This is a genomic window from Ruegeria sp. AF5, assembly GCF_056541905.1.
Genome location: NZ_JBQFYZ010000004.1, coordinates 267,006 through 292,206, shown reverse-complemented (window position 1 = coordinate 292,206; position 25,201 = coordinate 267,006). Strand labels below are relative to the sequence as shown.

General features: G+C 55.9%; 21 protein-coding genes and 2 pseudogenes. 15 read left to right on the top strand and 8 right to left on the bottom strand.

The features are described from left to right. Positions 1-505: 505 nt before the first annotated feature. From ACR0DS_RS09490 to ACR0DS_RS09475, 4 genes and pseudogenes are all read right to left on the bottom strand, one after another. Positions 506-913 (bottom strand): phasin, PhaP, encoded by a 408-nt coding sequence (locus ACR0DS_RS09490; protein ID WP_480482927.1) that lies wholly within the window; start codon positions 911-913, stop codon positions 506-508. A gap of 309 nt (positions 914-1,222) precedes the next feature. After that, positions 1,223-1,405: pseudogene (locus ACR0DS_RS09485) on the bottom strand (IS6 family transposase); the annotation flags it as partial. A gap of 60 nt (positions 1,406-1,465) precedes the next feature. Then, entirely contained in the window at positions 1,466-2,452 is a 987-nt protein-coding gene (locus ACR0DS_RS09480; protein ID WP_480547654.1) for a DUF3179 domain-containing protein, read from the bottom strand. Positions 2,453-3,008: 556 nt separating this feature from the next. After that, the gene (locus ACR0DS_RS09475; RefSeq protein WP_480473296.1) at positions 3,009-3,626 is read right to left on the bottom strand and encodes a GNAT family N-acetyltransferase; all 618 of its coding nucleotides are present in this window, start codon (positions 3,624-3,626) and stop codon (positions 3,009-3,011) included. A gap of 153 nt (positions 3,627-3,779) precedes the next feature. On the opposite strand from ACR0DS_RS09475, the pseudogene ACR0DS_RS09470 reads away from it, so the two are divergent. Beyond that, a pseudogene (locus ACR0DS_RS09470) lies at positions 3,780-3,965 on the top strand (hypothetical protein); the annotation flags it as partial. Positions 3,966-4,086: 121 nt separating this feature from the next. Continuing rightward, positions 4,087-5,646 (top strand): acetolactate synthase large subunit, encoded by a 1,560-nt coding sequence (locus ACR0DS_RS09465; protein ID WP_480473298.1) that lies wholly within the window; start codon positions 4,087-4,089, stop codon positions 5,644-5,646. Between the two features lie 217 nt (positions 5,647-5,863). On the opposite strand, the gene ACR0DS_RS09460 is transcribed toward ACR0DS_RS09465, so the two are convergent. After that, the gene (locus ACR0DS_RS09460; protein WP_480492790.1) at positions 5,864-6,448 is read right to left on the bottom strand and encodes an RES family NAD+ phosphorylase; all 585 of its coding nucleotides are present in this window, start codon (positions 6,446-6,448) and stop codon (positions 5,864-5,866) included. Between the two features lie 67 nt (positions 6,449-6,515). Here ACR0DS_RS09460 and ACR0DS_RS09455 point away from each other — a divergent pair, with 67 nt between their 5' ends. Next, a complete protein-coding gene (locus ACR0DS_RS09455) occupies positions 6,516-8,057 on the top strand; it encodes a M81 family metallopeptidase (RefSeq protein WP_480486501.1) in 1,542 nt (513 codons plus the stop codon). Here ACR0DS_RS09455 and ACR0DS_RS09450 read toward each other — a convergent pair. After that, complete coding sequence (locus tag ACR0DS_RS09450; RefSeq protein ID WP_480558683.1) at positions 8,054-8,965, bottom strand: LysR family transcriptional regulator; 912 nt, start codon at positions 8,963-8,965, stop codon at positions 8,054-8,056. The genes ACR0DS_RS09455 and ACR0DS_RS09450 overlap by 4 nt on opposite strands. 181 nt (positions 8,966-9,146) lie before the next feature. On the opposite strand from ACR0DS_RS09450, the gene ACR0DS_RS09445 reads away from it, so the two are divergent. Genes ACR0DS_RS09445 through ACR0DS_RS09415 form a run of 7 tightly spaced genes read left to right on the top strand, consistent with a single transcriptional unit; the run spans position 9,147 to position 17,485 of the window. Then, complete coding sequence (locus tag ACR0DS_RS09445; RefSeq protein ID WP_480558685.1) at positions 9,147-10,727, top strand: ABC transporter substrate-binding protein; 1,581 nt, start codon at positions 9,147-9,149, stop codon at positions 10,725-10,727. Between the two features lie 60 nt (positions 10,728-10,787). Then, positions 10,788-11,765, top strand: coding sequence for an ABC transporter permease (locus tag ACR0DS_RS09440; protein ID WP_480473304.1), 978 nt, complete (start codon positions 10,788-10,790; stop codon positions 11,763-11,765). Next, complete coding sequence (locus ACR0DS_RS09435) at positions 11,762-12,685, top strand: ABC transporter permease (protein ID WP_480472946.1); 924 nt, start codon at positions 11,762-11,764, stop codon at positions 12,683-12,685. Before ACR0DS_RS09440 ends, ACR0DS_RS09435 begins: the two co-directional genes overlap by 4 nt. Then, complete coding sequence (locus ACR0DS_RS09430; protein WP_480558687.1) at positions 12,682-13,659, top strand: ABC transporter ATP-binding protein; 978 nt, start codon at positions 12,682-12,684, stop codon at positions 13,657-13,659. Before ACR0DS_RS09435 ends, ACR0DS_RS09430 begins: the two co-directional genes overlap by 4 nt. After that, positions 13,656-14,660, top strand: coding sequence for an ABC transporter ATP-binding protein (locus ACR0DS_RS09425; protein ID WP_480473306.1), 1,005 nt, complete (start codon positions 13,656-13,658; stop codon positions 14,658-14,660). Before ACR0DS_RS09430 ends, ACR0DS_RS09425 begins: the two co-directional genes overlap by 4 nt. Positions 14,661-14,680: 20 nt before the next feature. After that, positions 14,681-16,087, top strand: coding sequence for an amidohydrolase (locus tag ACR0DS_RS09420; RefSeq protein ID WP_480472950.1), 1,407 nt, complete (start codon positions 14,681-14,683; stop codon positions 16,085-16,087). A 12-nt stretch (positions 16,088-16,099) separates the two neighbouring features. After that, a complete protein-coding gene (locus ACR0DS_RS09415; protein WP_480558689.1) occupies positions 16,100-17,485 on the top strand; it encodes a M20 family metallopeptidase in 1,386 nt (461 codons plus the stop codon). A 490-nt stretch (positions 17,486-17,975) separates the two neighbouring features. Here ACR0DS_RS09415 and ACR0DS_RS09410 read toward each other — a convergent pair whose 3' ends face one another. Together ACR0DS_RS09410 and ACR0DS_RS09405 are read right to left on the bottom strand one after the other, a co-directional pair. Beyond that, the gene (locus ACR0DS_RS09410; RefSeq protein ID WP_480482942.1) at positions 17,976-18,374 is read right to left on the bottom strand and encodes a cupin domain-containing protein; all 399 of its coding nucleotides are present in this window, start codon (positions 18,372-18,374) and stop codon (positions 17,976-17,978) included. Between the two features lie 296 nt (positions 18,375-18,670). Next, positions 18,671-19,582, bottom strand: a complete 912-nt coding sequence (locus ACR0DS_RS09405) for a LysR family transcriptional regulator (protein WP_480558691.1) — start codon at positions 19,580-19,582, stop codon at positions 18,671-18,673. 121 nt (positions 19,583-19,703) lie between these two features. On the opposite strand from ACR0DS_RS09405, the gene ACR0DS_RS09400 reads away from it, so the two are divergent. Genes ACR0DS_RS09400 through ACR0DS_RS09380 form a run of 5 tightly spaced genes read left to right on the top strand, consistent with a single transcriptional unit; the run spans position 19,704 to position 25,201 of the window. Further along, the gene (locus ACR0DS_RS09400) at positions 19,704-20,759 is read left to right on the top strand and encodes a dipeptidase (protein WP_480558692.1); all 1,056 of its coding nucleotides are present in this window, start codon (positions 19,704-19,706) and stop codon (positions 20,757-20,759) included. A 34-nt stretch (positions 20,760-20,793) separates the two neighbouring features. Beyond that, entirely contained in the window at positions 20,794-22,389 is a 1,596-nt protein-coding gene (locus ACR0DS_RS09395; protein ID WP_480558694.1) for an ABC transporter substrate-binding protein, read from the top strand. Further along, a complete protein-coding gene (locus tag ACR0DS_RS09390) occupies positions 22,390-23,448 on the top strand; it encodes an ABC transporter permease (protein ID WP_480558696.1) in 1,059 nt (352 codons plus the stop codon). Further along, positions 23,445-24,356 (top strand): ABC transporter permease, encoded by a 912-nt coding sequence (locus ACR0DS_RS09385; protein ID WP_480545830.1) that lies wholly within the window; start codon positions 23,445-23,447, stop codon positions 24,354-24,356. The genes ACR0DS_RS09390 and ACR0DS_RS09385 overlap by 4 nt, the downstream gene beginning before the upstream one ends. Next, positions 24,353-25,201 (top strand): ABC transporter ATP-binding protein, encoded by an 849-nt coding sequence (locus ACR0DS_RS09380; RefSeq protein WP_480558698.1) that lies wholly within the window; start codon positions 24,353-24,355, stop codon positions 25,199-25,201. The genes ACR0DS_RS09385 and ACR0DS_RS09380 overlap by 4 nt, the downstream gene beginning before the upstream one ends.

Below are 25,201 nucleotides of genomic sequence, written 5' to 3'. Positions count from 1 at the left end.
AATAAAATCCAGGGTACAGGTTGGGCTCAGTGCAGACCTCGGAGGCAGCGCAGCATCCAACCGACAGATCCTTTCCGACTCGGCAAGGACGGCCCAAACCAGACCTGCGTTGTACCTTCGGAACGCTGCAGCGCAGCCCGCATTGCCGACATTCGCTACACCGCCAAAGTTTGGGTTGTCATAAACTAATAGTCTACGGGTTAACCAATCATTTATCCCTGTGGAACGAGCAACCGCTTCTTGACCAAAAAATTCCCAAAAGGATGACAGGATACGGATATCTTTTTCGACGGCGATCAATGGTTTCCCCCATCGGAGGCTTGTAAATAAGCGATATTCACGCCGCCTTTACATAGGGCTACGTTACATAGGTGCGCACCGGAGCATATCATACATAACGTTTCGATCCTCTTACACACGCGCATAAAGGGCAGATTCTTCAATCTGCCCTTCTCTATTGCACCAATTAATAAGAAACGGCGCAATTCTGTTCTCTTGTTCCGAATTAGGCTGCTAAGGCTTTCTTTGCAGCGGCGGATTCTTTGGTGATGTCTCTGCCGGCGGTCATCAGCAACTCGACAGTGTCTATCTGGGCTTTCTTGGCGATCTCGGCAAAAGCAAACATCATTTCAGTGGCGTCTTCGGTAGCGCCCGACAAAAAATCTGTGGCAGCTTTTGCGTACTCAGTTGGCTCCGCCTTGGCTTTTGACACTTCGGTCAGCTTGACAATGGTATCTTTGGTCCACACGCTGGAAATATCCGTTGATTTTTCAGCCGCTTCTAATGAAATGCGCGACAGTTTTTCGCTCAGCGATGTGGAAGTTCTGAACGCATTTTCGAAGACTGCGGCTTTGAGGGGAAATTCGCCCATCGCATCTTTCCAAATCGCTGTGAAGTTCTGGATTTTTTCCATTGTCTTAAGTCCTAGTGTCTTGCGGGCCCACCCCGCATTATCTCCAATTGAGATTTTATCCTTTCTGCGACACAGCAATGCAAGGAGATAAGTTTACGCTAGGGAAAGCAGTGGAACGGAAGCGTTTTCAAAAACTTGCTTGCAAGCAACTTAGTCTCCGACGCCGGCGTCAACGGCATGGAACCCGAATCGCTAGTATCACTGGCCGCGGGTGCTTGACCGGTGCTGTCAGACAAAGGTGCTGTCAGACAAATTCGAACCTGTCTCCGTTAGGCCAAAAGAACTGTCCTTTATACAGCACCAATATACAGCACCAAGTTTGCGCAACTCGGCAAGAGCGGCGGACCGTGTCAGCTTGAGGGTGTCTCGGCTGGTGAGCGATCTTTCCTGGTTGAAATGGTTTTAGACGGAGGAGTGGACGGAGGCGAATTTCAGCAAACTTCGCATACGCTTGAAACGTTGCATGGTGCGTTCTCTTCGTCGGAACGGCAGGGGCATTGCTAACTTGATTGCACGCGGCTGATGGCTGTCTGGCCCGCGTCCGTCAAGCGGTCATTTCGAGAGCGTACGTTCACCCCCGTCGGCCAGCATCCATCTGCCTTCCGGCCAGAAGGCGTGGAATGCAAAGGCGAACATGACATCATGGGCGATATCCTGTCCCGATGCGTTACGCACCCGGACTGAGCCTACATCGCGCCCCTTGGCGATGCGCCCGGTGTCGAGGGCCGAGGCCTGCCCCGCGCGCCAGGAGAGCGTTATCCCGGCCTCAGAGATCTCGCCCTCTGCTCTCAGCCTCTCCAGAGTCCAGGCTTTGTCGCCGACGCGGATCACGCGCGCCAGTGGGTTGATGCCATGGGGCGGGTTTTCACCGGAATAGAGAAAGGGCCGCGACAGGGTGTCATAGCCGCGATAAGGGTTGCGCCCATAGTCGCGAATATAGGCCGGTTCGTTCATCACCAGCCCATCCGGGTTACGGCTGCTGAACTCCTCCCAGCTTTCCATCCAAGTGGGCAGGGTCTTCAATTCGGTGCCTGTCAGATCGCCGACGATGGCCCGGCCGATGGCCTGCTGCCACCAGCTTTCAGTTTCGCGGTCATACATCAACATGTCGGAATGGCGCAGCTTACCTGAGACGCCGAATGTGAGCGTGCCCGCAGCGGTGCGCCGATCGAAGCTCATGCCGGAATTGCACAATGGGCAAAAGGTGACGGCCACCGGGATACCGCCGACGCTGTCATTCACGATCTCGTGCCATACCAGATAGCGTATCGGATAGGCTCGAGGCTCGGCCCCGTCGATCTCAAGCGTGATTACTGGCTCGCGTTTACCCAGTCTCGTTTCGTCAGAAACGCGCAGGAAATTGGGATCGCTGATCGCAGGGATTCCGTCCTTGGGCGGACCGCCGGACTGAATCTCGGACCAATCCGTGACCGCACTGCGGCTGAAATTGGTCTGCGGCCACTCAAGTTCCCAGCGGTCGGGGCTGGCGAGCGCTGTACCGGCGACGAAGAGAAAGGCGAACAGGACAGGACGGCGCATTGGAATCTCCGGTCGGGGGATGCGCAATCCTGACGGCTGGACACCTGTCTGCAAAGGGCTGGCACAGGAATGTGAAGAGAATTCATGCCTCCGGTATCAGGTTGCCCCCTCGGGGCGTCGGCAAACCAGGGTGGAGGCAAGGGCCGAGATTCCGGCTAGGGCCTGCCCCGCATGGTTCACTGCACCCCGAAACCGGCAAAGCGCCAGCACCGCAAAGCCCGACCGGGTCGTAAAAACTACGTTGCCCGTCCGTACCATGGGCCACGTTTGGAACTACCACCGCCGCCTCGTAATAGCGGATTGTATCGATTTTGGGCCCTGACCGGGAAGCGGCTTCCGAAATACGCACAAAGGATGCCCTCCAACCTCCAAAGCGGTACCGGCCTCAAGTAACTCAACGTCGAAAGGAAACTTGGAGAACGGCCCATAAGAGACATTCATCGCAGTCACTGGTGCCGCAGTGCGGCTTCACCAGACCGGCCATTCGCTACGGACATAAATATCCTGAAACTGCCGAACTCACAGATTGCAGACAATGCAGCCGTTTGATCTACCGCTATTGGGCGGCTCGAAACATCGGAAACAGGGGTGGGGCTTGGTCGGCTTTGATTAGACCCATCTCTTGGAAACCATAGCGCTTATACAGCGATAGATTTGTAGGGTTTGTCGACTCTAAGTAAGCAGGTCTTCCATCTTCATCACAACGTTTGAGGCAGCATTCAAGCAACGCGGACCCCAATCCTTTTCCTTGGCGAATTGGATCGACCGCAATAAATGCTAAATGCCAGCAATCCTCATCGGGATGATAATTGTCCATCTGCCCGAAGGTTTCGAACAACGCATCATGCTTTTCTGGTGAGACCGTCTGCTCAAAACAGGCGACAAGCCGTTCTTCGTCAGGGTGAATGCTTGGCGGAAGCCAAAGTGCGCCAGCAGTGAAATCATCGTTCCGAAACGCGCTACCCTGTTCAAATGCACGCCCGCCAAAGAAATCCATTACTCGCGGGAAGTGGGTAAGGAAATCGGCAGGTTCAGGATACAGCCAACGCATGAACGGGTCCGCAGAAAATCCAAGAGCAAGTCCGCTTAACAAACTTTCTGCTTCACTTCGGGTTGATGATCTAAACATGAAATTACCTTTGGTCGTTACACCTCGATTTTCACGTTTCAGCATGTGGGCCGCAAATACTTGTTGTCAAATGCGCAATTTATTGTCCTGCTCAAGCAACGATGGATGGCTACGTCGAGCTCCCAGCAGGCCTCTGAGGCGACGCAGCATCCTGTAATATTGTTTCTCGTCAATGTCGGGTTGTCGTTGTGGGAGGGCATGGCGGATCGGAGGATCAGTCATGGAAACCCAAACATACCTGCCGTTCGCGCGCTTCGCCCAACCTGGAACAAAGGACGTATCGTCGGTCAGAAGCGGCCGCCAAAACCCAAGCATGTCTGGGCGACCCGAGTTCGACTTGAACTGGCCGAAAACCACCGCGATTTCGCGTTGTTCAACATGGCATGTCTTACGGGCGAGGGCATCGATGACGATTGACGGCCTGCACATCATCGAAAGCTTTTTCAGTTACTTTTAGATTGTCTCTCCCATAAAGTTCGTTGAAATCAGAGTTGGCGGTGATCGAATGAATGGCGCAGAATCGTTAGTCAAAACCTTTCTTCACAATGGTGTGGATACGGTTTTCGCCAATCCAGGCACGTCTGAAATGCACTTTGTTGCGGCTCTTGATAGACATCCCGAGATGAACTGTGTTCTGTGCCTGTTCGAAGGTGGAACGACGGGCGCCGCTGATGGCTATTACCGCATGAAACGGGACGTCGCCGGCACTCTGCTGCATCTTGCACCGGGGCTAGGCAACGCATTTGCCAATCTACACAACGCCCGAAAATCAGGGTCCGGGATCGTGAATGTGGTGGGAGATCACGCAACACATCACCTGCGCTATGAAAGCCCACTCAGAGGCGACATTATTGGCGTAAGTCAGGCCATAAGCCATTGGACACGAGTTTCTGATCAGGCCACAAGCGTCGCATCGGACGGGGCCGCAGCCATCCAGGCCGCCCGATCTCAAAACGGCCAGATCGCCACTCTTGTTCTTCCCGCCGATACTGCTTGGGATGCAGCGACTGGCCCTGCGACGAATAGCATTCTGGCCCAACCACTTCATCGCCCGTCCTTGGAAGGCATCGAGGCCGCAGCCATGCGTCTGAAGACTGCAAACGCGGCTTTGATGATAGGTGGTTCCGCGCTTTTTGGTCCACTTCGTGTACTGGCTGGAAAAATTTCCGTCAAAACCGGATGCCGCCTGTTGGCGGATACTCTAATCCCTCGAATTTCGAAGGGGGCCGGGGCTGCCAAATTGGATCAACTTGTGTATCCAATTGCACCCAAGATCGCTCAGCTTGAACAGACATCGTCAATCACTTTGATCGGCGCCGACCAACCCGTTGCCTTCTTTGCATACCCGGGCAAACCGAGCACACCCGAGCCCGCCGGTTGCACGGTTTCAAGCCTGTGTGCTCCGACGGATGATATTGCCTGGACTCTTCAAACACTGGCAGATGCGGTTGGTGTTTCGAGCAAGACACAGCTGAACACATACGCTCTCGACCTGCCTCCAATCCCAACCGGAGATCTCACCCTAGCGAAAGTCGGCCAAGCGTTAGCGGCCCTCATTCCCGAGAATGCTATCGTTTGCAATGAATCCGTGACGTCCGGGTTTCACGTCATTCCTCCGACTGCAACCGCGCGACCACATGACTTGCTTGGGGGAACCGGTGGTGCGATAGGGCTTTGCCTACCGTGCGCAACCGGCGCAGCAATTGCATGTCCAGATAGAAAAGTAATTGCTCTAACAGGCGATGGATCAGCCATGTATACGTTGCAATCTTTGTGGACGATGGCACGCGAAAGCCTGGACGTTACGGTGATTGTTTTTGCAAACCGCGGCTATCAAATCCTTCGAGATGAGCTGGCAAATGTCGGTGTTGAGAGTTTTGGCAAGAATGCGGAGGCAATGTTTGATGTGGAAAACCCAACGCTTGATTGGGTTGCGCTCGCTAAAGGGCATGGGGTTCCCGGAATACGAATTGAAGACACCGATAGCTTTGCAAAAGCCCTTTCCGCGGGGCTATCACGTGACGGCCCTTCCTTGATCGAAGTCATGTGCCCGCCAGCATCTTGAACACAAATTCTTTTTGAAACGGGCGGCCCAAAGCCGCCTTTCGTTACCCAAAGCGAAGCTACATTTTGGCACTGAAAGCAGACTGTCACGAGCGCTCAAACAACATGCAAAAAAATGTCATTGGCGTGCCAGAAGAGAACTCATGACAATGTCCTCCACACAGCCAATTTTCGCGATGACCATAATTGCGAAATGATAGTTGGTCGCACCTTAAACGTCACCGATAATCCGGCAGGACGGAAACCGGCTTCACTTCACTACGCCGAAACACGCCAGGTGCGCCTGGCTCGCTCCATCGAAATAAAGTTATGTGCCAAAGACCCGGACGCCTTCGCGAAGGGTCAATCAACCCGATATGCCGATCTGTTCTGAGCCGATCAGCAGCGAGCCATGAAGACGGCTCTCCGCCCGCAGCTAAGAGTTTGCGCCAGGGCTGACTGGCGAGTGCATAGATATCCGCGGCTTCGGGGCTGCGCAGATCGAATAACGCACATCGTTCCACCTCGAAGGTCAGCACAACCCGCGGGCGATCATCCTTCCTAACGTCCTGACCAATAGCGACTTTTGCGCTTTCGACATCAGGGCTCAGATACAAAGCGTCCTGCCCCCGGCGATTGAACCGGGCGGGTGGGCGATCCGGTGCGCCGCGCATGAGGTGAACGTCTGGGTCATCGGCCCAAACAATCTTTACGAATTCTCCGGAAACTTCTGTCAGCATAACGGGTGGCACTGATCGTTTGCGCGTCGCGTTATAGGAAAGACGCAAGGCGGCAGTGGTTTTCCTAGAACAGAGAAGACGCATGATATCTTGATTGAAATCACTTACTCATGTTTCCTCGCACTGTGTTGCATTTCCAAAGGCCTCTCGCATGACGGCTCCAAAGATCGCCCTCCTTGGCGCAATTCTCGAGTCAAATCGCTTTGCACCCCCGGCTGATTTGTCAGACTTTAAGTCTCTGACATGGCTTACAAGCGATGCTTTGATATCTGAAGCCAGATCCGCGACACCAAAGCTGGCAATAGAATTTGCGGCCTTTGTCCGGGCGATGGATGCTACGGGCGACTGGACGCCGGTACCCTGTATCTTGGCAGCCAGCCATCCCGCAGGTCCAGTACGAAAAACCGTGATCGAAGAGATCATGGTGACTTCGGAAGACATGCTTCGCTCAGCTGGCCCTGTCGACGCAGTCTACATCTGCAATCACGGCGCGATGGTTGCCGAGCACGACCACGACCCCGACGGTTTGTTGATGTCACGCATTCGGAGAGTTGTCGGACCGGACGTACCTGTCATCGCGACACTCGATTTGCATGCAAATATCTCACAACGGATGGTCGATGCCTGTGACCTGATCGTCGGCTATCGGACCAATCCTCACGTCGATCAAATAGAACGTGGCGAGGAAGCCGCCTTTTCGTTGCGCCGGGTTTTGGCGTCGGGCGTCCGGCCCCAAACCGCGCATGTTAAACTGCCTCTTGTTCCGGCATCCGTGACCCTGCTAAGTGCCGAGCACCCGTATGGCGCGCTGATCGACCATGGTCAGCGACGACAAGCCGAAGGTCGAGGTGAGATTCTAAACGTATCGATCTTCGGTAATTTTCTTTTCTCCGACACGCCCGACAACGGTCTGAGCATCGTTGTCACCGCGCGTGAGGACCAGAAGGCGGCCAATGCACTGGCGGAAGAATTGGCAGACATGGCCTGGTCATTGAGGAAGGATTTCGTTCGGAAACTGACATCCGTGACGGAAGCGATCTCAATTTCCGCTGACCAAGCGCGCACGCCTGTGATTTTCTCCGATGCCGGTGACAATCCTGGTGGCGGCGGCAGTGGCAGGACGACGGAACTGTTAGCCGCTCTTCATGCGGCAAAAGTCGAAGAATGCCTATTCGGTTCCTTTTGTGATCCGGAACTTGCGAACGAAGCCCATGGCATCGGTGTCGGCGGCAAATTCAGGGCACGATTCAACCGGTCTTCCGATTCCAGCGCTTTCTGGGCGCAATGGGATGTGCCTTTTGAGGCGGATGCAGAGGTCTTGGGTCTCCATAATGGAGATGTGGTAGGTGAACTGGGCATGACGGCTGGTCGGAGATTGGCCCTAGGGCCATCCGCTGCGCTTCGTATTGGTGGTATCACCGTGGTGGTGATCACCGATCGCACACAGACTGCCGACCCCGTGTTCTTTCATATGTTCGGGCTGGATATTGCGGCTGCCCGGACTGTTGTTGTGAAATCCCGAGGCCACTTTCGGGCCGGGTTTTCCAACTGGTTTGGGCCAAACCAGGTATTTGAGGTCGACACGGGCGGGCTTACGTCGCCAGTTCACGACCGCTGGCCGTTTGCGAATTTGCCACGACCGAACTTTCCGATGGACGTCGACACCTCGTGGTCGGCTAAGATGCTGCGCTAGACGGGCTCTGAGTATTTGTCCTGCGGCGTCGTCAACTTGACAAATTGCATGAACTGGCGGGCAAGCTGAGAAGGTGGCCTGCCTGATGGAAGTACAAAGCTCGTGTCATAAAAAATGGCTGCGTCAAATGGCCTGACGACGACACCTTCCATCCCTGACGACAACAACGGGAAGGGATTGATCAGCGTCACGCCCAAACCCTCGCGGACGAGCTCCAGTGCGGCCATGTTCGTTGCCGTTTCTGCGACTTGTTTCGGCCGAATTCCAGCGCGCGCAAAGATCTTTTCGGTGATCGCTCGCGTCCCCAGCCTTCGCAGAAACTCGATCAGCGCGACGCCTTCAAGGTCGTGCGGCGTCACCACTCGTTTTTCCGATAGCGGATGGTTGCTCGGCATGGCGCAGACCACCTGACTGCGGCGCCAAGGCTTGAGATGAACACCCGTTCGTTGGATCATCGCACTCGTCAAACCAAGATCATAGCGGAGGTCGAGAATGCCGGCGACCAGCACGTCCGTGGCCTGAATATCCAATTGAAGCTGCTTTCCTTCATTCTTCTTGAGAAAACTGGCCACCCTGGAGATGACAAAGTGATGTGCCAGAGTCGGCGGCACGATCAGGCGTAACGGCTCGTTATCCGGAGTAGCCCATTCTGCGCCCTCAATGTCCGCCAGCGTCTCGAAAATTGGGTCCAGTTTTTCGTTGAGACGCAAGGCTTCGTCTGTTGGGTCGATACGTCCCGATCGCCGGAGAAAGAGCGTTCGCCCAACACGGGCCTCGAGTTGTGATAAGGACCGGCTCACGGCAGACTGCGAAATCCCGAGACGCCGCGCGGCGCCGATGGTTGTCCCAGTCGTGATCACGGCTCTTAGCGACTCGAACTCGCGCAGTCTGTGTCTGTGTTCCGTCATGCTACATTACTCCCCCGGTACGAGCGGCTGAACATCCAAACTCTTGGATTGGTCTATGCAAAGTCGCATAGCAATATGTATTGGCAATGATTTTTGCGGTAGCTAGCCTTTTTTAATAGGGCGCGGGATCGGCCAAAGATTCGCCCATTCACAAGCGCCAAACAAACAGGGAGTCTTTTTGATGAGGAAACTCACATCTGTGACAGCCGTCGCTGTCAGCATTTTGGCTTTCGGCGCCGGTGCTGTTTCGGCCGAAAAACTAACGATCGGCCTCGCTTCGGAGCCGACGTCACTCGATCCGCATTTTCACAACCTGGGTCCGAACAATGCGATGTCCGTGCACATCTTTGACCGGCTGATCGCGCAGGATGAGAAGCAGCGCCTATCGCCGGGTCTTGCCGTGTCATGGGAGCCGATTGATGAATTGACTTGGGAGTTCAAGCTGCGTGAGGGCGTAAAGTTTCACGACGGAAGTGACTTTACGGCGGACGATGTAGTCTGCACCATGGCGCGCGCGCCGGACGTACCGAACTCTCCATCGGGATACGGCACCTATCTAAAGGGTAAGGAAGTCATCAAGATCGATGACTACACGGTGCACTTCAAAACGGCCGCACCTTATCCGTTGATGGGCAATGACATTTCCACGATCCCTGTGATCTCAGAAGTGGGCTGCGAAGCAACGACGGAAGACTTCAACGCGGGTACGGCCGCCATCGGCACAGGGCCGTTCAAGTTCCAAAGTTACACACCGGGTGAAAGCATCGTACTGGTGCGGAACGACGACTACTGGGGTGACGCGCCGATCTGGTCCGAGGTGGAATTCCGCCCAATCACGTCCGGTCCGAGCCGTGTTGCATCGCTTCTTGCCGGTGACGTCGACATGATATCGGGCGTACCAACGACCGATATCACAACACTTCAGGGCAATGATGGTATCCAGCTGAGCCAGGGCGTGTCCAACCGAGTGATCTATCTTCACATGGACCAATTCCGCGAGGATTCACCCTTTGTGAAGGCCAACGGTGGCGGCGATATCAAGAACCCCCTCATGGACGTCCGCGTCCGCAAGGCGATCAGCATGGCGATCAACCGCGATGCAATCGTTGAGCGTGTCATGGAGGGGGTTGCCCTGCCCGCCGGCCAGCTTCTGCCCGAGGGGTTCTTTGGCGTGTCCGACAATCTGGACGTCGTGGCTTATGACCCGGACGGTGCTAAAGCGCTTCTGGCTGAAGCCGGTTATCCCGATGGATTTGAAATGACAATCCATGGGCCGAATGACCGTTACATCAACGACGCCAAAATTGCCGAGGCAATTGCGCAAATGTTGACCCGTGTTGGCATCAAGACAGCCGTCGAAACAATGCCGCGTTCGGTATACTTTGGACGCGCGTCCAAAGGCAGCCCAGAGGGTCTGCCGGAGTTCAGCTTTATCCTCGTCGGATGGGGCGCGGGGTCCGGCGAAGCGTCCTCGCCTCTCAAATCGCTGATCCACACCCATGACAAGGATGCGGGCTTTGGATCATCGAACCGTGGCCGGCACTCGGATGCTGAAACCGACGCACTGATCGAAGAAGCCCTGCGAACAGTCGATGACGCAAAGCGGCAGGAACTGCTCGCCGCGGCGACAGAGCGCGCGATCGAGAACGTGGCGATCATTCCGACGCACTTCCAGGTCAACACCTGGGCGGCCAAAAAAGGTCTGAGCTACATCCCTCGGACCGACGAATACACTCTCGCGACAGGCGTCGTGAAAGAGTAATCGCAATGCATCCGGGCCGCCTTCGCAGCGGCCCGGAGCCTTTGCCCAGGGAATGTCCTCATGACCGTTTTTGTCATTCGCCGATTGCAGCAAGCAATGCTTGTTGTCTTCCTGATGTCGGTGATTGTCTTTTTCGGCGTCAATATCGTTGGTGACCCGGTCTACATGCTGGTCAGCCCCGACGCGGATCAGGCTGACATCGAAGCTGCAATTCGACGGCTTGGATTGGATCGGCCTATTTGGGAACAGTACTGGTTGTTCCTCAAAGGTGCTGCACAGGGTGACCTCGGCGACAGTTTCGTCTTCGGTGAGCCCGCGCTCAAACTGATCCTGCACCATATGCCTGCCACGATGGAACTGGCCTTCAGTGCACTCTTTCTTGCTATCGTGATCGGTATTCCATTGGGTCTTTATGCCGGGCTCTATCCCGACAGCCCGCTGTCCAAGGGCATTATGGCTGGCTCAATCCTTGGGTTTTCGCTGCCGACCTTCTGGGTCGGGCTTATGCTCATCATGCTGTTTGCCGTAGAACTTAGATGGCTCCCAGCGACAGGGCGCGGCGATATCGGCTCGTTTCTTGGGATTCACAGCAGCCTTTTTACGCTCGATGGGTTGAGCCACATCTTCCTGCCTGCTCTCAACCTAGCGCTTCTTAAGATTTCACTGGCAATCCGCCTTACCCGAGCGGGTGTCCGGGAAGCGATGGGACAGGATTACGTGAAGTATGCCCGGGCCAAAGGGCTTTCGACCCGACGCATCATTCTGGTGCATGTAATGAAAAACATCATGATCCCGGTAGTGACCGTCATGGGCCTCGAATTCGGTAGTTTGATCGGGTTCTCGGTGGTGACTGAATCAATCTTCGCGTGGCCGGGAATGGGCAAACTGCTGATCGACGCAATACTGCAATTGGATCGGCCTGTCGTCGTCGCCTATCTGATGATCATCGTACTGTTCTTCGTGCTGATCAATCTGATCGTCGACATACTCTACTCGATCCTCGATCCGAGGGTTCGTTTGCAGGATCAGGGCGCATGACCGACACCGTCACAGATCATTCTCTGACCCCCGCCAAGTCCCCTAAAGTCGAGACGCCGTTCCAGCGATTTCGGGCCGAGTTCTTCGAAAGCAGGATCGCAACAGCGGCGCTCGGCATATTCCTGATCATCGTTCTGCTGGCCATCCTGGCACCCTGGATCACGCCGCAGAACCCCTACGATCTTGGCCAGGTCAGCGTCATGGATGGGCGCTTGCCTCCAGGTTCCGAAGCATTCGACGGATACACGATGTGGCTCGGTTCGGACGGGTCTGGACGCGATCTCTACTCGGCAATTCTCTATGGCTTGCGTATTTCTCTGACCGTTGGGCTTGCATCTGGGGTGATTGCCCTTCTGATCGGTATGGCGATCGGTCTGGTCGCGGCCTACGCCGGAGGCCGGACCGAAGCGTTCATCATGCGCATCGTGGATCTTCAACTGTCGTTCCCGGCATCGCTTGTTGCGCTGATGATGGTTGCGGCACTTGGTAAGGGTGTCGACAAGATCATCCTCGCCCTCGTGATCGCGCAATGGGCTTATTACGCCCGCACGGTTCGCGCGACCGCGCTTGTCGAGCGTGGCAAGGAATATGTCGAAGCCGCGCAATGCCTTGGAATATCGCGACCCCGGATCGTCTTTCGCCATATCCTTCCGAATTGCATGGCGCCTCTGATCGTCGTTGGCACGGTGCAAACCGCCAGCGCAATCTCATTGGAAGCGACGCTTTCGTTTCTTGGCGTAGGCCTTCCACAGACTGAACCGTCGATTGGGGTGCTGATCGCAAATGGCTTCGAGTACATGCTGTCCGGGCGCTACTGGATATCCGTTTTCCCCGGCATCGCGCTCTTGCTGACGGTCGTGTCCATCAACCTTGTGGGCGACCATTTGCGCGATGTTTTGAACCCGAGGTTGAAGAAATGACGGCAGTACTCGAAGTCAGCGGGCTAAAGACCCACTTCTTCACGCACGCGGGTGTGGTCAAGGCCGTAGATGGTGTGGATTTCACCGTCTCCAAGGGCGAGGTAATGGGTCTGGTGGGTGAGTCCGGGTCAGGCAAGTCGATCACCGGGTTTTCCATCCTTGGGCTGATCGATCCTCCCGGGCGCATCGTCGATGGGTCAATCCGTTTTAATGGTGACGAGATCGCGAACGCACCGGAAGAGCGACTCAAGACCTTGCGTGGCAACCGAATCTCGATGATCTTTCAGGATCCGATGATGACTCTCAACCCGGTCCTGCGCGTCGATACGCAGATGATCGAGGCCATTCTCGCCCATGAAAACGTAAGCCGCCAAACCGCCTGGGAAAGAAGCCGTGATGCGCTTGGTTTGGTTGGCATCCCATCGCCGGAAGAGCGATTGCAAGCCTATCCGCATCAGCTTTCCGGTGGGATGCGGCAGCGCGTGGCGATTGCGACAGCCTTCTTGAACCAGCCGGACCTCATTATTGCCGACGAGCCGACGACAGCGCTCGACGTGACAATTCAGGCGCAGATCATCCACGAGGCACAGAAGCTGACGAAACGCACGGGAACCGCGATGATCTGGATCACGCATGACCTTGCCGTTGTGGCAGGGCTCGCGGACCGGATTTCGGTGATGTACGCAGGACGGATCGTTGAGCAAGGCAGTATCGACGATGTTATCGACCGTCCGTTGCATCCCTATACGGTCGGGCTTCTCGGATCGGTTCCGACGGCGAACCGGCGCGGGCAGCGTTTGTTCCAGATCGAAGGGATGACGCCAAACATGCTCACCCTGCCTGAAGGATGCGCCTTTGGACCGCGTTGTCAGGCCCGAACGGCAGCGTGTTCCAAGCGCCCCCCGATTAAGGACGTGGATGGCCGCAGCCTTCGCTGTTTCAATCCGCAACGCACCAAGGAGACGACGCTTTGAGTGAGCCGCTCGTTGAAATCCGAGGCGTTTCGAAGCGCTTCACCAAACGTTTGGACGTCGCGGGGAAAATCGCACAGCGACTTGGCGCAAACATCCGGGAAGAAACGGTCCATGCTGTCGATAACGTGAACCTGTCGATTCAAAAGGGTGAGGTTCTGGGATTGGTCGGCGAATCCGGCTGCGGCAAGTCCACTTTGGGACGTGTTGTTGCCGGCATTCACCCTGCAAGTGACGGACAGATGTTCTACGGAGGCAAAGATGTTGCGACGTTGAACGGCACCGACAAACGCGCGGCGACCCTCGCAATTCAGATGATCTTCCAGGACCCCTTTGCCAGCCTAAATCCGCGAATGCGCGTCGAAGATATCATCGGCGAAGCACCGCGTATGCATGGGATCGTCCGCAAGGCAGAGAGTGCGGAATACGTGGACGACGTGATGCGCAAGGTCGGCCTCGACCCGTCGCTCAAGCGGCGTTACGCGCATCAGTTTTCCGGCGGTCAGAGGCAACGGATTGGAATTGCACGTGCGCTCGCCGTGAAGCCGAAGTTCCTTGTCTGCGACGAAGCCATCGCTGCGCTGGACGTGTCGATCCAGGCGCAGGTTATCAACTTGTTCATGGATCTGCGCGAAGAGCTGGGCCTGACCTATCTGTTCATCAGCCATGACCTGAGCGTCGTCGAACACATCGCCGACCGCGTGGCGATCATGTATCTGGGCCGCATTGTCGAGAGCGCATCGACTGAGGAAATTTTTTCGGACCCACGCCATCCCTACACGAAAGCGCTGCTTGCAGAGGCTCCGCGCCTTGATCAGCGCCGGCGTGAGTTTGCCCCGATTGAGGGGGAAATTCCGTCGCCGCTCGATCCGCCATCTGGATGTACCTTCCACCCGCGTTGCCCGGTGGCGACCGCTGAGTGCCGCACCACTGTTCCTGAACTGAAAGCGGGGCGCGGCGGGCGCGAAACGGCTTGCCTGCTGGAACACGCCGAAACCGTTTGAACGAGAAGCTGGAGAGCCCCTTGAAAAACGCCGATCCGATCTGGGACCACGTCGACCGCCATCGTGATGATTTTATCGCCTTGTCAGATCGAGTCTTTGACACGCCCGAGACGCTTTATGCCGAGTACAAGTCCGTCGCCGAACATGTGCAGATGTTACGCGCTCAGGGCTTCAAGATAACAGAGAACGCAGCTGGCATTCCTACGGCCGTGATTGGCGAAGCAGGAGACGAGGGTCCGGTGATTGCCATCCTCGGCGAGTTCGATGCGCTGCCATATCTGAGCCAGGCGCCAGGTGTGGCTGAACATCAGCCGCTTGAAGAGGGCGGCAACGGGCATGGGTGTGGTCACAATCTTTTAGGGGCCGCCGCACTCTTGGCCGCGACGGCGGTGAAAGACTGGCTGGCCGAAAACGGCATCAAGGGCCGTGTGCGATACTATGGCTGCCCCGCTGAAGAAGGGGGCGCGGCCAAGACATACATGGTGCGCGAAGGACTGTTCGATGATGTCGACGCAGCCATCTCGTGGCATCCAGCGACCTTCACAGGCGTGAATGAGGCCAGATCGCTCGCGAACACCCGGATCGATTTCACTTTTCATGGAAAAGCTGCCCATGCGGCGGGTGCACCGGAATTGGGTAGGTCGGCGCTTGATGCGGTTGAACTGATGAACATCGGTGTAAATTACCTGCGCGAGCACATGCCCGACAGCGCCCGGGTTCACTACGCCTATCTCGATGCAGGTGGTGTTGCGCCGAACGTGGTGCAGGCCAAGGCCACAGTGCGCCAACTCGTCCGCGCCAGCTCGCTACCGGACCTCGCCGATTTGGTTACGCGCGTCCGAAAGATTGCGGACGGCGCGGCGCTGATGACAGGAACGCAAGTTACCAGCCAGGTCTTTTCCGGCGTTTCAAACCTGCTTGGCAACCGTCCTTTGGAAGAAACCATGCAGCACGAGCTAGAGAAACTTGGACCCGTCGCCTTTGACGAGGCAGATCTCAGTTTTGCCCGCGACATTCAGACCACATTAACCGCCGCTGACATCAATACGACCTTCAAGCGGATCGGTGCTAAGCCCAAAAAAAATCTCGCACTCTGCGACTTCATCGCACCTCTTGATCGCCACAGCGATGGCGGCGAAGGCTCGACAGATGTTGGCGACGTGAGTTGGGCAGTCCCAACCGTTCAGGCACGAGTTGCCACCTGTGCTATAGGAACGCCGTTTCATACGTGGCAAACAGTGGCACAAGGCAAGGCGCCCGCGGCTCACAAAGGCATGGTCTACGCGGCAAAAGCAATGGCCGCGACAGCTTGTCGACTGGTTGAGGATCCCTCGCGCATCGAAGCTGCATGCGCGACGCATCAAGACCATCTGGGCCAAACACCTTACACATGTCCGATCCCGGACGACGTGCGTCCACCTGTCTGAGGCAAAACAACCGTGACCCGCGCCTCTGCAATAGACAACGCCGCCCAGTTTTTCGACACCGGTCAATTTGCAACAGAACTTAGCGAACTGGTTGCCCATGAGACGGAGAGCCAGACACAAGAAAAAGCCGCGGAACTTCCGCGCTATCTTGAGGAAGCCCTCGTTCCGCGCCTGAGCAGACTCGGGTTCTCCTGTGAAATCTACCCGAACCCTGTGCACGATGCCGGACCGATCTTGGTTGCAGAGCGCATCGAGGACGACACGCGTCCGACAATCCTGTCCTACGGGCATGGCGACGTGATCCGCGCGCAAACGGATCAATGGCGCGACGGGCTTCACCCATTTCGACTGGTTGATGAGTGCGACCGCCTCTATGGACGCGGAACAGCCGACAATAAGGGGCAGCATCTCATCAATTTGGCGGCGCTGAGCGCTGTCATTGAGGCCCGTGGAGCGCTCGGCTTCAACATGCGCATTCTCATTGAAATGGGCGAAGAAATGGGATCACCGGGGTTGTCGGAGTTTTGCGCCAAGCACAAGGACAACCTAGCCGCAGACGTCCTGATCGCATCGGACGGGCCGCGCCTTCAGTCCGACACGCCCACGTTGTTCATGGGGGCAAGGGGCGGCAATTCGTTCGACCTCATCGTTGATCTAAGAGACGGCGCGCACCATTCGGGTAACTGGGGCGGTTTGCTTGCCGACCCCGCGATGATCCTTGCACAAGCCCTCTCGACGATCACCAATGTGCGGGGCCAAATCCAAATACCAGAATGGCGGCCGACCAGCCTGACTGAAGACATCCGGGACACCCTGCGCAACTTGCCGGTTGGCGGGGATGGTGGTCCGAAGATTGACGAGAATTGGGGAGAGGAAGGCCTGACACCGGCCGAACGCGTCTTCGGCTGGAACAGTTTTGCGGTCCTCGCAATGAAAAGCGGTGTCCCCGAGGCACCGGTCAACGCGATCTCGGGATTTGCCATAGCCGCCTGCCAGCTCCGCTTCGTTGTTGGCACTAACCAATCCGATATCCTGCCCGCCCTTCGACGCCACCTTGATGCGAGAGGTTTTGAGATCGTTCAGATCAAGCCTCATGACCGCAGCTTCTTTGATGCAACGCGAACGTCGCCCAACCATCCGTGGGTGTCTTTTGTCGCGCGTTCGCTTGAAAAAACGTGTGGGAAGCCACCCCATGTCCTGCCAAATCTCGCCGGTTCCTTGCCCAACGAGGTCTTTTCCGATTTGCTCGGTCTCCCAACGGTTTGGGTGCCGCACTCCTATCGCGGCTGTTCGCAGCACGCGCCAAACGAGCACGTGTTAAAGTCAGTTTCGCGTGATGCATTGCGCGCAATGGCCGGGCTTTTTTGGGATATTGGCGACCTTGCCAGGTCGCTCTGATCCCGCGCCACAAAGGACTTCATCCGTACCTGGATCGGGCGTGTATCGCATATCTGACTGTAAATGACCGCTTTCACAGATTGGTAGAGTTGCTCTCGCATATGCAGCGAAAGTCAGCTTCCCGCCCAGACTTCAATTTAGGCATGTCTGCTTCTGGCTGTCTGCAGCCTTCCGGCACAAGCGTGCCAATTGCGGGAAAATCCGCAAGACATCTTCAGCGCTTTTCAACTCTGGGTCTGCCATCCCTCCCAACGCGGTCATTAATTTAAGCAGCTAGGGCATGTGTAAAATTGGCCTACTAGATTCTTAGTTCCACAGACGTTCGGCAAAGGCCAAATCCTGCTCCCGCAACCAATACTTCCTAGTTAGATATCAAACACTTAGCGCCCCAAGGGGCGCTTTCTGCGTTCAGGGCCACTGCACAACTGGAAGCTCTCTGGAAGCATTAGGGACTAAAAAATACGCTGCTGGTCCCCAACGGTATTTTGCGTCACCCTGGTACAAGGTCTTCAAGTTCCGGCATCAGAACAACGCTTTCCTGTTCGTTCGGGTCCGTGCGTGCGATAACTGCAACTGCGGGTTCATTCCCATCGTTGAACGGAAGGTGCGGAGTGTTTGATGGTATATAGATCAGGTCTCCTGCTTGCGTTTCCATAACGTGTTCTAGCCTGTCGCCCCAATACATCTTAGCAGACCCGGAAATCACATAAATCGCGGTTTCATGTGTCTCATGTTTATGCGCCCTGGCGCGCCCTCCGGGCGGGACCGTGAGCAGATGCATGCAGATAGCTTGGCTTCCTACCGTCTGTCTGGCGATGCCTTCGAAGTAATCGAACCCCTGTTTCCCGGAATAGGTTTCGCCGGGGTGCAGTTTCGCACAATCCGCCATCTAGGTATTCCTTCCTAAGATTTGAGCGAGAGAATGATACGCCAGCTTCGCCTGGAAACGTAGGGAAATCAGAAGCGGGTTTTGGGCGGAGATTCTAACGAGCCTTATGAACGAACCGCATACCGGGTGATACGGCCTGAGATACATAAGGACGAAGAAACCCACGTTTGCGGACGTTACTCATACCAAACTGTGCACGTAGCCATGACAGGTCCGTACCTCGACCCTCCTCCAAAATCTTCCCTGTTGGGCGGTCACATGGCGTATTGCCATTGAAGACCTTTGGAAAGATTTCATTACCTCGGGTCAGAGAAAGGGTCCGGAGGGGTATTCAATCGCAGATGCCGCATGAATGCCCGTGCGATCCTTGGAACCGGTTTTTGATCAGAGACCACAAAATGGCCCCGGTACCGCATAAGAGATTCAAATCGGACAAATGCCAGGTCGGGAGATCGGTAATGGTAGACGGGAAAGGGATTGATAACAGACAGCCCCAATCCTTCGCGCGCCATGTCGGCAGCGGCGAATGAGGTTGAAACTTCGGCAACGATCCTCGGTTTAGCGCGCACTTGATGAAGCAACCGGTCCAGCTGCCCGCGCCGCCCATGTCGATACGTCAGCGCGATCAGCTCTTGCTCATGCAAGTCTGAAGGCGTCAGAACGGTGCGTTCAGACAGAGGATGTTCGGGTCGCATGAAGCAAACGGCTGGTGACTCGCGAAATGGTATAAGTTTGATGCCAGCGCGGCTTTGTTCAATCCCGGTCACGGCAAGATCAAATCGGTTCTCAAGCACGCCAAGCGTGACCATATCCGACGTTGTCACCTCAAGGTTCACGAAAAAACCGGGATTCCCGCGAATGAAACTGGCGATGAGGGAAACGATGTATCGATGAGCATAGCTGGGCGGTGCAACGAGGCGCAGTGTTTCCTGCACAGTTTCGCCCGGACCATCGATCCTGTCCAATGCCTCGAACAAAGGATCCAATCGCATATTCAGCCTTACGGCTTCTTGCGTCGGTCGCAATCTGCCTGCATCCCGTTCGAACAGTGTTCTGCCCAGTCGATCCTCTAAGCTGCTGACCGAGCGACTGACCGCGGACTGAGATAAGCCGAGCTGTCGTGCGGCAGCGGCCGTTGTTCCAGACTGCATGAGCGCACGGAGCGCCTGGTATTCCGGCAGAGAATGCCAGTTGCGAGGTTTCTTCATCGCTGGGCGCCCGCATGATTCCGACTAGCTCTATGAGTAAAACTCATCAAGATTTTTTGCAATCATGATGATTGCGTCTGTTAGCGTGTGTCGAAATGACACTAACCTGGGAAAAACGAGTTTGAGCACCTCCCCTCTTATCTTTGATGGGCACAATGATGTTCTGTCAAAACTGGCCTCGTCAGGCGGTCTGCCCGAAGCGGGCCGCTTCCTGACCGGGCTCGAAGGTGCAATCGACTCTGTTAAATCCAAGGCCGGTGGATTTGGCGGAGGCTTCTTTGCCGTCTGGGTCCCTTCGCCTATCGATGCCGATGCTAAAATGGAAGAAATGGTCCAGCCTAGCTATGACCTGCCGCTTCCCAATCATATAGACGCCGAAGATGCTCTGCCCTCAGCGCTGGGGCAGATTGCCATACTGCTGGAACTGGAACGTTTGGGGGCGTTGAAAGTGGTTCGATCAGTTTCGGATATTCGAAACAGCATGGCGCTAGGCCAGATTGCGGCCATTTTTCACATCGAGGGCGCCGAGCCGATTGATGCCGATCTGCATTCGCTTGATGTATTTCATGCGGCGGGGTTGCGATCGCTTGGGCCCGTGTGGAGCCGACCCAACATTTTTGGCCATGGTGTGCCGTTTAGATATCCATCGGGGCCAGATACTGGCCCTGGGTTGACGGATCATGGACTGCGGCTTGTGCAGCGATGCAACGCGCTGGGTATCATGTTGGATTTGTCCCACCTCAATGAAAAAGGTTTCTGGGATGTAGCGCGGTATTCGGATGCGCCTTTGGTCGCAACGCATTCGAATGCCCACGCCATCTGTCCGCACGCGCGAAATCTGACCGATGATCAGCTTCGCACCATCGCGGAAAGCGACGGGATGGTCGGGTTGAACTTTGCCACTGCGTTTCTGCGTGAGGATGGTCGGATGCTGTCCGATGTGCCGTTGATGCAGGTTCTGAAGCACCTTGACCACCTGATCGGGATAATGGGTGAAGACCGGGTCGGGCTTGGGTCCGATTATGACGGGGCGGTCGTGCCGGACGACGTGAAGGACATCTCGATGCTGCCTCGATTGAGAGATGCCATGGTGACCCATGGATACGGCGAAGAGCTCATCAAGAAGCTCTGCCACGAAAACTGGTTGCGTGTTCTTGAGAAGACCTGGGGCTCGTAACCGTTAGTGAAGACTTGATGACGGAGAGGACAAAATGAACGCATTTAACAGATTGCTTACCGGTGCGGCGCTAGGATTGGCGCTGGCCGTGACCTCGACTTCGGCTATGGCCGAAACGCCGCCGAACATGCTGGTTATCGCGCATCGTATCGACGACATCACGACGTTGGACCCGGCCGAAAGCTTTGAGTTTGCGGGTTCGGATGTCAGCCGGAATGTCTATCAGAAGCTGGTGAACTTCGACCCGCTCAATCTGGATGCTGGCTATCAGCCCGACATCGCTGAAAGTTGGGATGTGTCTGAAGACGGCAAATCGATTACCTTCAATATCAGGGAAGGGTTGACCTTTCATTCTGGAAATCCGGTGACAGCCGAAGATGTTGAATTTTCACTGCGTCGGGCGATCATTCTAAACAAGACCCCGGCCTTTATCCTGACCCAGTTTGGGTTCACGCCGGAAAATGTCGAACAAACGATTGTCGCGGACGGCAACACTCTGACGATCACGACGGACAAACCCTATGCGACATCCTTCGTTCTGAACTGTTTGACCGCTACCATCGGCGGCATTGTCGATAAGAAGACGGTGATGGAACACGACAAGGATGGCGACTTGGGCAATGAATGGCTCAAGACCAATACTGCTGGATCTGGAGCTTATAGCCTGGTCAGCTGGAAACCCAATGAAAGCGTAACACTGAAGTCGAACCCCGATTTCTATTTGGGTGCTCCGGCCATGGAGCGTGTGGTTGTCCGTCACGTTCAGGAAAGCGCCAGCCAGCGCCTGTTGCTGGAACGTGGTGATATCGATGTCGCGCGCAACCTGAACCCAGAAGATGTTGCCGGTGCTTCATCTGTTGCCGGCGTAAAGATTGCAGACGAGCTTAAGGGCCGCCTGATGTATGTTTCGCTGAGCCAGAAACACCCTGAGCTGAGCAAGCCTCAGGTTCGGCAGGCGTTCAAATATCTGGTTGACTATGAAGGGATGCGCGACAGCTTCCTGAAAGGGCAATACACGATCCACCAGAATTTCCTGCCCCAAACCTATCTCGGTGCCTCTGACGAGACGCCGTTTAGCTTTGATGTGGAAAAGGCCAAGGCCCTGCTGGATGAAGCAGGTGTAAGCGGGCTTGAGATCGAAGTTGGTGTGCGTGAAGCGCAGGAACGGATCGAAATCGCCCAATCGCTACAGAATGCGCTGAGTCAGGTTGGCATCACGATGAACATCACCGTGGGGACCGCCAAACAAATTTTGGCGCGGTATCGTGCGCGGGAACTGGATGTTTACCTTGGCGCATGGGGGCCGGACTATCCCGACCCGCAGACGAACGCAGGTACCTTTGCCTATAACCCGGATAATTCGGACGAAGCCAATGCCACAGGATTGCTGGCTTGGCGGAATTCTTGGGATACCGGCGGGCTGACCGAGAAAACGGACGCGGCCGTTATCGAAAACGACACCGCGAAACGCGCTGACATGTACAAGGAAATCCAGGCCGAGTTCCGCGAGACTTCGCCGTTTGTCATCATGTTCCAGCAGATTGAGCAATCGGCCCTGCGTGAAAACGTGACGAATTTCTCAACCGGTCAGGCGATTACATCGGCGTCGTATTGGCAGGTGACCAAGTAAATGGCACTGGCCGAAAGACCAACTGAGGGGCGCCGCTCGGCGCCTCTTATCCATTGGATCAAGAGTATCCTGAAAACTCTTGGCACCATCGCAATTACAATGCTGGGTCTGCTTTTCGTGACCTTCATCATCGGTCGCGTGATGCCGATCGACCCGGTACTGGCAATCGTCGGTGAACGCGCATCGCAATCGACTTATGATGCGGTCTATCAACAGCTTGGTCTTGATAAGCCGCTGTTGGTTCAATTTGGATATTACCTTTGGGATGTTCTGCACGGTGATTTTGGCGATTCACTTCTGAATGCCCGCCCGGTTTCTCAGGATATTGCCCGCGTCTTCCCTGCCACGCTGGAATTGGCGACTTTGGGCGTTCTGATTGGAATCTTTCTGGGTGTTCCGCTTGGTGTGATCGCCGCAGTCAAGCGCGGATCATGGATCGATCAGGTCGCCCGTGTGGTCGCGCTTGTCGGGTATTCAATGCCAATCTTCTGGCTGGGGCTCATGGGGCTTCTGGTCTTCTACGGGATACTCGGCTGGGTCGGTGGCCCGGGCCGCCTGGATATCTTCTACGAGGACATAGTGCCCTCACGCACTGGGCTGATTTTGGTAGACAGTGCCTTGGCCCAGGATTGGGATGTCTTCCGCAATGCGTTGTCCCATATTATCCTGCCCGCGGCATTGCTGGGGTACTACTCGCTTGCCTACATCAGCCGGATGACCCGATCCTTCATGCTGGAACAGTTGTCAGCCGAGTATGTCATCACCGCCCGCGTCAAAGGGCTGTCTGAAAGACAAGTTATCTGGCGCCACGCCTTCAAGAATATCCGGGTGCAGCTGATCACAGTGATCGCACTCAGCTATGCCAACTTGTTGGAAGGATCAGTTCTGACCGAGATCATCTTTAGCTGGCCGGGGATCGGCAGCTATATCACGACGGCTTTGTTGAGCGCCGATATGAATGCCGTTCTTGGAGGAACCGTTGTGGTCGGGCTGATCTTTATCTGCCTGAACATATTCTCGGACCTTCTTTACCGTTTCTTTGATCCGAGGTCGAAATGAGCGACATGACCTTGCGCCAGTGGCTGCTGACCGACGAGCCGACTTCGCGCCGCCATGCCAGATTGGCCAGCTTCTACAAAGGCTGGCTGACTTTGCGATCAAACTCGATGGCAATGGTCGGGTTGGCGATTCTTGTCGTCCTTGTTCTGACAGCGGTCTTTGCGCCTTTTCTCGCGCCGCACGATCCCTTTGTTCAGAGCCTGTCCAGCCGACTTCTCCCCATCGGGGCTGAAGGGCACCTGTTGGGAACCGACAGCTTGGGGCGGGATATTCTGTCACGCCTGATCTTTGGGGCGCGAATTACACTGTACATCGTAGCTCTTGTGGCGCTCATCGCACCGATTGCGGGGCTTCTGGTCGGGACTGTTGCGGGATATGTGGGGGGATGGACGGATGTGATCCTTATGCGCATCACGGATATTTTCCTCGCTTTTCCACGACTTGTTCTGGCGCTGGCGTTTGTCGCGGCGCTTGGGGCAGGGATTGAAAACGCTGTTCTGGCAATCTCACTCACGGCGTGGCCGCCCTATGCACGTATGGCGCGTGCAGAAACCCTGACCATCCGGTCAACAGACTATATCAACGCGATACGCCTTCAGGGTGCCGGGCCGCTGCGCATCATCACCCGGCATATCTGGCCGCTTTGCATCTCATCTTTGATCGTGCGGGTCACGCTGGATATGGCCGGGATCATTTTGGCTGCCGCCGGCCTTGGTTTTCTGGGGTTGGGGGCACAACCTCCAAGCCCGGAATGGGGTGCCATGATATCCGAGGGTCGAAGGTTCATCCTTGACCACTGGTGGGTGGCCACGGTGCCGGGGCTCGCAATTTTCACGGTTTCGCTGGCCTTCAACCTGTTGGGTGACGGGCTGCGGGACGCGCTTGATCCAAAGGACGGTGGGCAATGAACTTACTCGACATCGAAGATCTGTGGGTTCGTTTCCCAACCCGTCAGGGCGTGTTTGACGCCGTGCGGGGCGTGTCGTTCTCGCTGGAGCGCGAGCGTCTGGGGATCGTCGGCGAAAGCGGCTCGGGCAAGTCGATGACTGGACGGGCCATTCTGCGCCTGATCCGAAATCCGGGTATCGTGGAGGCCAAACACATCAATTTGGAAGGCCGAGACCTGATGAAGCTCAGCGAGCGCGAGATGCGTGAGGTGCGAGGGAAGCAGATCTCCATGGTGATGCAGGACCCCAAGTTTTCTCTGAACCCGGTGGTCACCGTTGGCGAGCAACTCATGGAAGCATACCTTCAGCACAATTCCGGCTCGAAGGCCCATGCTAAGAAGATGGCTATCGAGATGTTGGATAACGTCTCAATCCGTGATCCTGAGCGGGTGATGCGAACGTACCCGCATGAGGTGTCTGGGGGTATGGGGCAGCGCATTATGATTGCGATGATGTTGATTCCCAATCCCAAGATACTGATTGCCGATGAACCAACTTCGGCGCTTGATGTCAGCGTTCAGCGGCAGGTGCTGAACATCATGGATGGATTGGTCAAGGAGCGGGGGATGGGTCTGATATTCATCAGCCACGACCTGAATCTGGTGTCTGAATTCTGCGACCGTGTCCTCATCATGTATTCAGGTCGGATCGTCGAGGTTTGCGAGGCTGACAAGCTGCATCAGGCCCAACATCCCTATACCCAGGGCTTGCTGAACTCGCTGCCGCGCCTTGATGAAAAATGCACCCACCTGAGTGTTCTCACACGCGATCCGTCTTGGTCCGAAGCCCCGAGCGTGAGGGGCTGA